This is a genomic window from Reyranella sp. (assembly GCF_050185545.1).
Lineage (GTDB): Bacteria > Pseudomonadota > Alphaproteobacteria > Reyranellales > Reyranellaceae > Reyranella.
On record NZ_JBFWZI010000091.1, the window covers coordinates 18,108 to 28,485 of the forward strand.

Annotated in this window: 12 protein-coding genes; 7 read left to right on the forward strand and 5 right to left on the reverse strand. The window is 67.5% G+C overall.

The features are described from left to right. Nucleotides 1-509: DTW domain-containing protein (locus AB7O82_RS22145; protein ID WP_428551363.1), on the reverse strand; the 509-nt coding region annotated here is incomplete at its 3' end. Nucleotides 510-615: 106 nt separating this feature from the next. On the opposite strand from AB7O82_RS22145, the gene AB7O82_RS22150 reads away from it, so the two are divergent. Further along, entirely contained in the window at nucleotides 616-1,353 is a 738-nt protein-coding gene (locus AB7O82_RS22150; protein WP_428620202.1) for a hypothetical protein, read from the forward strand. Nucleotides 1,354-1,360: 7 nt separating this feature from the next. After that, complete coding sequence (locus tag AB7O82_RS22155; RefSeq protein ID WP_428551368.1) at nucleotides 1,361-1,582, forward strand: biotin/lipoyl-binding carrier protein; 222 nt, start codon at nucleotides 1,361-1,363, stop codon at nucleotides 1,580-1,582. Between the two features lie 234 nt (nucleotides 1,583-1,816). Here the strand turns inward: AB7O82_RS22155 and AB7O82_RS22160 are convergent, their stop codons facing one another. Continuing rightward, nucleotides 1,817-2,812 carry a Bug family tripartite tricarboxylate transporter substrate binding protein gene (locus AB7O82_RS22160; RefSeq protein WP_428551371.1) on the reverse strand — a complete coding sequence of 332 codons (996 nt, stop codon included), beginning with the start codon at nucleotides 2,810-2,812 and terminating at the stop codon, nucleotides 1,817-1,819. Between the two features lie 60 nt (nucleotides 2,813-2,872). Here AB7O82_RS22160 and AB7O82_RS22165 point away from each other — a divergent pair, with 60 nt between their 5' ends. Then, nucleotides 2,873-3,376 carry a GNAT family N-acetyltransferase gene (locus tag AB7O82_RS22165; protein WP_428551373.1) on the forward strand — a complete coding sequence of 168 codons (504 nt, stop codon included), beginning with the start codon at nucleotides 2,873-2,875 and terminating at the stop codon, nucleotides 3,374-3,376. Continuing rightward, entirely contained in the window at nucleotides 3,373-3,837 is a 465-nt protein-coding gene (locus AB7O82_RS22170) for a MaoC family dehydratase (RefSeq protein WP_428551375.1), read from the forward strand. The genes AB7O82_RS22165 and AB7O82_RS22170 overlap by 4 nt, the downstream gene beginning before the upstream one ends. Before the next feature lie 20 nt (nucleotides 3,838-3,857). On the opposite strand, the gene AB7O82_RS22175 is transcribed toward AB7O82_RS22170, so the two are convergent. Genes AB7O82_RS22175 through AB7O82_RS22185 form a run of 3 tightly spaced genes read right to left on the reverse strand, consistent with a single transcriptional unit; the run spans nucleotide 3,858 to nucleotide 7,932 of the window. Next, complete coding sequence (locus AB7O82_RS22175) at nucleotides 3,858-4,487, reverse strand: NUDIX hydrolase (RefSeq protein WP_428551377.1); 630 nt, start codon at nucleotides 4,485-4,487, stop codon at nucleotides 3,858-3,860. Continuing rightward, nucleotides 4,484-5,083, reverse strand: coding sequence for a class I SAM-dependent methyltransferase (locus tag AB7O82_RS22180; protein ID WP_428551379.1), 600 nt, complete (start codon nucleotides 5,081-5,083; stop codon nucleotides 4,484-4,486). Before AB7O82_RS22180 ends, AB7O82_RS22175 begins: the two co-directional genes overlap by 4 nt. Before the next feature lie 53 nt (nucleotides 5,084-5,136). Continuing rightward, nucleotides 5,137-7,932 carry a glycosyltransferase gene (locus AB7O82_RS22185; RefSeq protein WP_428551381.1) on the reverse strand — a complete coding sequence of 932 codons (2,796 nt, stop codon included), beginning with the start codon at nucleotides 7,930-7,932 and terminating at the stop codon, nucleotides 5,137-5,139. Between the two features lie 377 nt (nucleotides 7,933-8,309). Between AB7O82_RS22185 and AB7O82_RS22190 the strand changes: the two genes are divergently transcribed. The 3 genes from AB7O82_RS22190 to AB7O82_RS22200 form a co-directional block, all read left to right on the forward strand. Further along, the gene (locus AB7O82_RS22190; protein ID WP_428620204.1) at nucleotides 8,310-9,233 is read left to right on the forward strand and encodes an alpha/beta fold hydrolase; all 924 of its coding nucleotides are present in this window, start codon (nucleotides 8,310-8,312) and stop codon (nucleotides 9,231-9,233) included. Next, nucleotides 9,230-9,967, forward strand: a complete 738-nt coding sequence (locus AB7O82_RS22195) for a sulfite exporter TauE/SafE family protein (RefSeq protein ID WP_428551387.1) — start codon at nucleotides 9,230-9,232, stop codon at nucleotides 9,965-9,967. Before AB7O82_RS22190 ends, AB7O82_RS22195 begins: the two co-directional genes overlap by 4 nt. Before the next feature lie 10 nt (nucleotides 9,968-9,977). Next, on the forward strand, nucleotides 9,978-10,378 hold a 401-nt coding region (locus tag AB7O82_RS22200), incomplete at its 3' end, for a tyrosine phosphatase family protein (protein ID WP_428620205.1).

The window sequence follows — 10,378 nt, forward strand, 5'->3', positions numbered from 1 at the left end:
CCCTCCAGGACCGAAAGCGCCAGGGCGACGGCTTCCAGGGTCGAGACGGCGCCTGCCCTCGCCTCACGGCGCAGATCGCCATAGAGCGACGGACCGAAGGGCAAGACCACGAAGCGGCGAAGCCTGGTGAGCCAAGCGTTGCGCCACCACAGCGCCTTGGCCTGCGCCCAGTTGCCGTCGAGCACCACCAGCCCCGAGAGGCCGGCACGGGCGGCCGCCTGGTCGGCGAGCGGCGCCCCCTTCTGATCGACGGCAACCAAGGGGCCGCCGCTCCTGGCCAGGTCGCGCACCTGGGACGAGCCGAGATAGAGCACACCCCACTGGTTCGGCTCGGCCGGCGCACCGAGCGCATGCCCGAGGTTGCGCCATGACAGACCGATGACCACGCGGCTGTTCGACAGCGTCTCCGCGATCAATCGGGCCGTTCCGAGCACACGGTCCTGCTCCTGCGGGTGCTGCAGGATCAGGACGGCGACCTTGTTGTCGACCCTTGGCGGCGTGTCAGGCATGGGCGAACATATAGGCTGCAAACTCCGACTCTGTCGCCATGACCATTGCCGTCATCGTCCGCCCCACCGTCATCGGGCTCCCCCCGAGACCGATGGTGCCGTCGTGGTGGGCGGCTCGCATGGCGCCGTCTACGCGGCCTATCTCTCGGCCAGGGCAGGCGCGCGTGCGGCGATCCATAACGATACCGGCATCGGCCGCGACGAGGCCGGCGTGAGCGGATTGGCCTGGGCGGAGGCGCACGGCATGGCCATGGCGGCCGTGCTGAGCAGCAGCGCGCGGATCGGCGACGGTGACGACATGCTGCGTCGAGGCATCATCAGTCGCGCCAACGCCATCGCCCAGGCCTGTGGCGTCGCTCCGGGCCAGTCGACCGGGGAGGCGGTCGAGCGGTCGAAGTCGGCGCCGTGGCCGCACGTCGAGCCTGCGCCCATGACCGAAGGTCGCTCGATCGCCGGCCGTGTCTTCTGCGTCGACTCCATCTCGCTGGCGGATGGGCGCGATCGCGGCCGCGTTGTCGCCAGCGGCAGCCATGGCGGCGTGCCGGCCGGCGAAACCGCCGCCGCCTTCGCGCCGAAGCTGGCACTGTTCAACGATGCGGGCTTCGGGATGGAGCATGCCGGCGTGGCCGGCCTCGCGATCCTCGACCGCGCCGGAATCGCGGCGGCGGCCGTGTCGACCTTGTCAGCGCGCATCGGCGAGGGCCGTTCCACGCTGGTTGACGGCTTTCTGTCCGAGGTGAACCAATCCGCATATCGGCTCGGCGCCCGCATCGGTGGCTCCGCCCTTGCGTTGGCTCTCGCCGTGGCCGAAAAGGGCTCGCTGGCATCTGGGCCGGAGGGATGAGCGGAGTATGGCGGTCGTCAACGTGAAGTCTGAAATCGCAGGCAACGTCTGGAAGATCCAGACCAAGCCCGGCGACCGGGTCGAGCTCGAGGGTGAAATCATGATCCTCGAATCGATGAAGATGGAAATCCCCGTGCTCGCCCCAAAGGCGGGAGTCATCAAGGAAATCAAGGTCAGCGAGGGTGAAGCAATCGGCGAAGGGCAGCTCGTCGCCGTCCTTGATGCGTAGCAGCACCGCCGCCGTCGAGATCGTCCGGCTGTGGGCACCAGACAATCTGCGTCGGGCGGCGCCGGGCGTCGCCGTGTGCGCGGCGATCGCCGCCGCGGCCTTCTGGGCGTCTGAACTCTCCTCTCTGGGGAGATGACGCATCATTTTTCATCCCCCGATGACGGTTCGATGACGGGCGGGGAGCTGTCCACTATGCCTTCGGTTGCACAATAGATGCGGCCGCTTCTAATCTCCTCACGTGCCCGGCTTGGTGCCGGTCGCCCGCACCACTTCGCCCCAGGTGTCGATCTCCTTCTTGATGAACTCGGCGAACTGAATCGGCGAGCCGGGCGCCGGCATGGCGGCTTTCTGCTCGATCTGTCGGATGATCTCGGGATCTTTGAGCAAGGCCTGCAGGTCGCGACTGACCTTGGCCACGATCTCCAGCGGCGTGCGTGCCGGTGCGGCGAGGCCCGACCAGCCGGCGGCATCGAAGCCTGGCAGGGTGTCGGCGATGGGCGGAATCTTGTCGAGCGGCGGCGCGGCGCGCCGTGCCGTGGTGAGGGCCAGCGCCTTGATGCGGCCGTCGCTGATCGGGCCGAGCGCGGCCGCGGTGCTGTCCATCATCAGCTTGATATGGCCGCCCAGCAGGTCGGCCATCGCCGGACCGCTGCCCTTGTACGGCACATGGACGATGTCGAGCCCCGCCTTGAGCTTGAACAGTTCCATCGACAGGTGCTGCGATGTGCCGGGGCCGGCCGATGCGTAGGAGTACTTGCCGGGCTCCTTGCGGGCGAGCGCGATCAGCTCCGCCAGCGTATTTGCGGGAAAGCTCGGGTGCGCCACGATCACCAGCGGAACCAGGAAAATATTGGAGATCGGCAGGAAATCGACGAGCGGCCGATAGGGCAGGTTGGGAAACAGGCTCGGATTGACGCCGAAGGTGCCGCTCGACACCACCATCAGGGTGTAGCCGTCGGGCGGCGCGTTCTTTGCATACTCGGTCGCCGGAATGCCGCTGCCGCCCGCCTTGTTCTCGACGATGACCTGCTGCTTCCAGACGTCCGTCAGCTTCTCGGCCATCAGCCGGGCGAAGATGTCGGCCGCCTGTCCCGGCGGGAACGGCACGATGAAGCGCACCGGCTTGGCCGGCCATGCCGCCTGCGCCGCCGCCGATCGGATCATCGAGGGAGCAGCCATCGCCGTGGCGGCGAGGCCGAGCGCCCGCCGCCGCTTCAGATTACCCGTCATTGCTTGCCTCCCATCACCTTCGCATGACAGGCTACCACACCCCTCTGACAATCGAACCGCATGAACACCTCCTCCAGCATTGCGATCGTGCCGCCTAGCACGCCGGCCGACTTCGACGCCATCAAGACGCTGATCATCGAGTACGTCGATTCGCTGGGCGTCTCGCTCGCCCATGAGGAGCTCGATGCCGAGCTCGCGGACCTCGCCGGCAAGTACGCCTCGCCGGGCGGAGCACTGCTGCTTGCCCGCGGCGATGACGGCACGCCCGCCGGCGCCGTGGCGCTGCGCAAGGTCTCGCCGGAAATCGGCGAGATGAAGCGGCTCTATGTGCGGCCGTCGTTTCGCGGCAGGCGCACCGCCGGGGGCGTTTCGATCGGCCGCGCGCTGGCCGAGGGAATCGTCGCCGAGGCGCGCAGCCAGGGCTACCGGCGTGTCAGGCTGGACACGATCGCGAGCAAGATGGGTGTGGCGATGAGCCTTTATCGGTCGATGGGTTTCGTCGCCATTCCGCCCTACTACGCCAGCCCGCTGGCCGACACCGCGTACATGGAACTGGCGCTTTGAGCGATCGCTACTTCGAGGATTTCAAGGTCGGCGACCGCTTCGTCAGCGGCGGCATGACGATCACCGAATCGGCCATCCTCGATTTCGCGCGGCAGTGGGATCCGCAGCCGTTTCACATCGATGTCGAATTCGCCAGGACATGGCAGTTCGGCGGGCTCATCGCGTCGGGCCTGCACACGATGTCGGCCACGCTCCGGCTGTGGCTCGACCAAGGCGTCTTCAAGGCCTGCTGCATCGGGGCGGGCGGCCTCGGTCCGGTGACCTTTGCCCGGCCGGTTCGTCCCGGCGACACGCTTCACGTCTCCACGGAGATCGTCGAGCTGCGCCCCTCGGCCTCGAAGCCCGACCGTGGTCTCGTCAAGATCAGGCAGGTGACCAGCAATCAGCGCGGCGAGCCGGTGATGGAGCAGGATACGACGGTCTTCCTCAAGCGCCGTCATGTTTTCTCGCCTCCCCCGTAATCGGGGGAGGCGAGCAATTTTCACCGCCAGGCGAAGACCGGCTGCTCGTAGTGGTCGACACGCGTGTCGCGGCCGGCCAGTGCGACCTCGCGGAACTGGAACAGCACGGCGGCGGTTGGCGCATTCACCGTCGAGACCGACAACGGCAGCCGGATGATCGGACGGTCCGATTCCTCGATGGCGACGATCTCGGGCGAACCGTCGCGGAACAGCTCGGCGCATTCGATGCGATAGGCGGCGGCGACCTCGCCGGGATTGGGAGTCACCGTCACGCCGGGCGCCCACACCACGACCGGCGCGATCATGTAGCCGGATCGCGTCGGATAGTCGTCGAGCGTGCCCAGGATGTCATCGGTCGAGGCCAGCACGCCCAGCTCCTCGTGCAGCTCGCGCAGCGCCGTCTGTTCGATGGTCTCGCCGGGATCGACCCGTCCGCCCGGCAGGGCCCACTGACCGCCATGGGCCCGAAGCCGCGGCGTCCGCTTGGTGAGAAGGAACGCCGCCTGCCCCGAGCGATCGGCCTCGACCATGACAACGGCGACGGCCGCGCGCTTGAGGCCAGCCGGATTGGGATTGCGGCGCAGCGGGAAGCGGCCAAGATGGCCTGTGATGGCTGACCGCAGCGCGTCGTCGAAGCGAAAGGCGTTCACGCGGCCGCCGATCTCCGGAACGTCCACACAACCGCCGGCGGCACATTGCGCCAGACCCGCTTGCCGTGGGTGCCGAGCAGGTGATGCCGTTCGCGCAGGCCGCGCGGCACCGGAGGCTTCGGCCCGTAGGTGAACTGCACGAGGGCGCCGCCGCGCGGCAGGATGTCGAACACGCCGCCGACGATTCCATTGACGACCTCGGCCGGCAGCGACAGCAGCGGCAGGCTCGAGACGACGGCGGCAACCGGCGCCAGACCATGGTCGTCGATCAGGCGCGGCAGGCGCGCCGCATCGCCCTCGACGATCTGCAGGCCGGGAAAGTGGCGGCGCAGGAAGACCGCCAGCTCCGGATCGCGCTCCACGAGCGCCAGGCGCCGCGCCGGGATACCCGCCGCAAGCAGGGCCTTTGTCACCTCGCCGGTACCGGCCCCGAGCTCGACGACCTGTCCCGGACGCGTGCCGAGCGCTGCCAGCGTGGCGCGGGCCATTTCCTCGGCAAGCAGGCGGCCACTCGGCACCACCGAGCCCATTGCGAAGGGGCGACGCAACCACCGCTTGAGGAAGAGGGTCGTGCCGGCGTGAGCGAGCTGGGGCATGGCCAAACGCTAGCAGACCGCTTCGTCAAGTCGACTGGGAAAACCGCGTGGCCCTACTGCGCCGGCTGCATCGCCGGCGCCGGCGTCGCGATGGCCGCGGGAGCGGGTGCGAAGAGAGCCCGCGCGTGCCGCATCTGCTCGAGCGCATTCACCATCGAGACGTAGATGGCGGCCGCGAACGGCAGCGACTGCACGACCATGAAGGCCGCCCACAGTCGTGCCTCGGGGTCGAGCTGGCCGCTGGTGAACCACAGGATGATGGCTCCCAGCCACAGCAGGACCGCCAACACGGCCTCGCCGCGCGCCATACCGAGCGCCATGCCGAGCGTGGCGCGTTCGTCCATCTTGGGCGTGCGCATGAAGGGCAAGCGGCTGGTCGCCAGGCCATACAGAACGGCGCGTCCGACCGTGTAGGTCAGCGCCAGGCCGGCGAGCGACGCGCCGACGCTCTGGCGGAAGGTGCAGCGGACACGGTCGAAATAGAGCCCGAACGAATAGAGCAGCTTGAAGACGAAGATACCGATGGTCGGCAGGATGAACTCGGCCGGCGGCAGACCGACCGGCTTGATGCCGAACAGCGGCGGCACGATCACCGCGAGCAGCCATGCCAGACCGGCCCAGGTGAAGATCAGGTTGAGCGCATCGGCGAACCACGGCAGCCAGCCGGCGACGAAGTGATACTTCTGCCAGAAGGTGAGCCTCGTGCTGTTGCCCAGCATCTTGCCGGCGTGCGCCTTCATGATCTGCATGGCGCCGTAGGCCCAGCGGAAGCGCTGCTTCTTGTAGCCGGCGAAATGGTCGGGCGTCAGGCCGTGGCCAAAGCGCTCGCGGCTGTACATGGCGCCGTAGCCCTTCTCCATCAGGCGCAGGCCGAGCTCGGTGTCCTCGGTGATGCACCAGGTGGCCCAGCCACCCATCTCCTCCATGCGGTCGCGGCGCACCAGGGTCATGGTACCGTGCTGGATGATGGCGTCGTACTCGTTGCGCAGGCACATGCCGATATCGAAGAATCCAGCATACTCCCAGTTCAGCATCTCCTTGAAGCGATCACCTTTCCAGTCGCGATGATCCTGCGGCGCCTGCACGTAGCTGATCTTGTCGTCGTCGAAGTAAGGGATCAGCGCCTTGAGCCAGTCGGGGCGCACCATGTAGTCGCTGTCGATGACGCCAATGACGCGCGCATCCGGCGAGGTCTGGCTCAGCACGTAGTTGAGCGCGCCGGCCTTGAAGCCCTTCATGACGTCGAAATGAAAGAACCGGAAACGCTCGCCGAGCTGGGCGCAGTATTCCTGCACCGGGCGCCACACCGCCGGGTCCTTGGTGTTGTTGTCGATGACGATGACCTCGAAGTCCGGATAGTCGAGAGCGGCCAGCGAATCGAGCGTCTGGATCACCATGGCCGGCGGCTCGTTGCAGATCGCCAAGTGCAGCGACACTTTGGGCCACACGCGATCGGCCGGCTGGCGGGCGATCATGTCGGCCGCCGGGAGCGCCTCGCGCCGCCAGCGGCCGCGCCAGATCGTCTCGGACATTTCGAGCGCCTGCACCAACGCCATGGCGAGACTCAACACCAGGAAGAAGGCGAGCACGGCCCAGCCCACCATCTCGCCGACCAGCATGTAGGTTCCGGCCGCGACGGTGGCGCCGTACACCAGTGCGCTCGCCGACAAGGCAACCAGTCCGGCGAAGGCGATCTGCCCCACCATGGCGATGCCGGGCCAGCGCCACAGGAACAGCAGGATCACCGGCAGGGCGAGCCCCAGCGACCACGTCGCCGCGGCGCCCCATTGCGGGAAACGATCGATCGTGCCCGTCCAGGCGAACTTCGGCTGGCGGTCGGCGTTCCACAGCCCCCAGTAGCCGCCGGCCTTGCCTTCGAGGTCGTACGACTTCCAGGGCTGGTCGACCGCCTCGACCACGAAGTGATCGATGTTCTGCGAGCGCAGCCAGGCCACCGCATCGCGGATGTTCTTGGCCTGCTCGGCCGGCGTGGCGTACTTCACCAGGCCGCTGCCGGGGCCTCGCCGCGCCGCCCCGTTCGACGGCCAGCCGACCTCGGTGACGATGATGTTCTTGTTGGGATAGGCCTGCTTCAGCATGCCGATCCGACTCTTCAGGTAGTCGAGCGGCGTCTCGTCGGACTTCTCGTCCCAGTAGGGTAGAATGTGCACGGCGAGGTAGTCGACCTCGCGTGCCAGTTCGGGATAGTGCAGCCAGACGTGCCACGGCTCGGCCGTGCTGACCGGCACCTTGACGTTGCGCTTGACGTTGCGGATCTCGCGAATCAGCTGGGCCGGGCTGGTGGCGTTCGGGTCGCGCAGATGCTTCTGGCCATCCCAGCGCAGGATGTTCTCGTTGCCGACCAGCACACGCTCGATGTTGGGGTTATTGTTGGCCATGCGGATCAGCGCGCGAGTCTCCTCGGCATTGACCTCGCCGGCCTCGCGGCCGAACTGCTGCTTGGCTTCGCTGGCGCTGTAGATCCACGCGCCGGGCACCAGCTTCAGGCCATTTCTCGCCGCGATCTCCGGCATGATCTCGCCACCGTCCGACGCGCGGTAGGTACGCACGTATTTGACCTTGCCGGACAACATCCCGAAGTCACGTTCGATCTGCTCGCGGCGCGGCTTGACCGGCGGCGGCGGGGTGTCGGTGAAGGCGGTGCGCAGAAAGCTCACGATGCCGCTCGACTTGGCCTCGATCGGATCCTGGTCCTTCGCCCAGGGCGCATAGGTGACGCCGTGCAGGGGGCCGTCGATGTTCGCCGCGTCGATCCGCGAATCGAGCAACCGCCAGCCTGCCAGCGTGGCCGCTGCAACAACGAGAAGAACCAAGGCCTGACGGATCATGAACAGGCGATCGCTCCAACGAAAACCGCCGGTGGCACCTGCTGGTCGTCGGGATCGCGGTCGCATGTCTCCTGCGGACGAGAACCTCGACGCAAGGACCGTGCCGGATCGACTCAACCGACGAGCCGATTACCACGCAGTGCGGTTGACCTCTGTGAGGCTTCCTTGCGCCCGTTTTCCTCCCCTACGACCCGTCGCAGGGGATGCGGCGACCGACGCGAGATATAGCCGCGCGTGTGCAAACGGTAAAGGGATCGCGGGCAACTTCGCTAAAATGCCCAAATCTCCACTGGCGTTACGCAACCGCCTTCGCCAAAACGCCGCACTGGATGATCCTTGAAGACCCGTCCGCGGCGCCGGCCGCCCGGCCAGCAAATGTGGCCGACACCTACGTCGAGGCCGATCGGTACGGTTTCTTCGAACGGGCGGGCGCTCGCCTGCGTTTCGCTAGCTGGCGGCAGCTTGGCGCCACCCGCGGCACGGTCGTGCTGCTGCCGGGCCGCGGCGAGTTCATCGAGAAGTACGCCATGGAGGTGGTGGGCGAGCTGCGCGCCCGCGGCTGGGCGGTGATGGCGATGGACTGGCGCGGCCAGGGTCTGTCGGATCGGCCGCTGGTCGATCGCGGCAAGGGCCACATCGACAATTTCACCACCTACATGGCCGACCTGCGGGCATTCGTCGACGAGGTCGTGGTTCCGGGCGCTCCGCGCCCGATCGTGGCGCTCTGCCATTCGATGGGAGCGCACATCGCCATGCGGGAGGTCGCCGAGAACGGATCGGGACCGATCTCCGCCGCCGTCTTCGTGTCGCCGATGACCGGGCTCAGGCGCGAGGCGATGCTGCGCTCGGTCCTGATGCTGATGCCCGAGGTGCCGGCCGTCGACGAGCGCTATCTGTTCGGCACAGGACCATTCATCCTGCTGGCCCGCGAGTTCCATTCCAACTTCGTGACCCACGACGAGCGCCGCTACCGCTTCACCGACGAGTGGTTCGCCGCCGACCCGCGCCTCACCCTGGGGGGGCCGACCCTGGGCTGGGGGCGCCAGGCGGCACGGTCGATGACGGCGGCCCTGGCGCCGGGCTATCTCGAACGCATCGACCTGCCGCTTCTCCTGGTGACCGCCGGCGAGGACCGCCTGGTCGATTCGCGTACGCACGGGCCGGTCGCGGCGCGGTTGCGCCGTAGCGAGCATTTCACCGTGGCCGGCGCGCGCCACGAGATCATGATGGAGACGGACGATCTGCGGGCCCTGTTCTGGGAAGGCTTCGACCGGCTGGCGCGCGGCGTCCTCGGTCCATGACATTGACCCAGGTCCTGGTGATTGCCGCCGCCTTCATCATCGCCGGCATCGCCAAGGGGGCGATCGGCATGGGACTGCCGCCGATCGCGCTCGGCATCATGAGCTTCGCGGTGCCGATGGAAAGCGCGCTCGCCCTGATGGTCGTGCCGACCATGGTGACCAACCTGTGGCAAGCGGTCTACGGCCGCGGCTTCGCAGTCCTGATGAGACGGTTCTGGACGATGGCCGCCGCCTCGATCGTCGGGCTGATGATCGTCGCCCTGGCCTTCGGCAGCCTGGGCTCGCACGGCGCCACTGCCTGGGTGGGTGTGATCCTGGTGATCTACTCGGCCCTCGCGCTGACCGCCTGGCGGCCGCACGTACCGCGTTCGGCGGAGCGCTGGGCCAATCCGCTGGTCGGGCTGGCGAGCGGCGCGGTGGCCGGCGCAACCGGCGTCGCGGCTGTGCCCTTCCTACCCTACATGCAGTCGCTCGACATGAACCGTCACGAGCTCGTCCAGGCGCTCGGCGTCATGTTCATCTTCATCATCGGCGCGCTCACGCTCGCGCTGGCGATCAAGGGCGCTTTCGATACCGCCAACCTGATCGGCGCGATCGTGGTCATAGCCCCAACCATGGCCGGCGTGTGGATTGGCCAGAAGACCCGCCATGCGGTCACCCCCGAGACGTTCCGGCGAGTCTTCCTCATCGGCATGTTCGCCATCGGCCTCCAAATGGCCTCAAGCCTGCTATAGAACCCCCGCCATGCCCCTCCCGAGTCACAAGGTCACGATCTGCGGCATTCCCGAGCTGGCGCAACATTGCGCGGTCGGCGTCAGCCACGTCCTGTCGATCATCGACACCCACGAGCCGCGCCCGTCGGCGCTCGACGACTACTTCGAGATCGACCACGAGCTGATCCGCTTCGACGACGTCGTCGCCGAGTATCCCGGCTTCGAGGCCTGCACGCCGGCGCACATCGAGAAGGTCCTGCAGTTCGGCGAGCGCGCCCACGCCAAGGCCGGCAGCCATGTCCTGGTGCATTGCCACGCCGGCGTGTCGCGCTCGACGGCGGCGGCGGCGATCCTGATGTGCCAGCACGCGCCGGGCCGCGAGGAGGAGGCGTTCCTGAAGCTCCTCGAGCTGCGCAAGCATGGCTGGCCGAA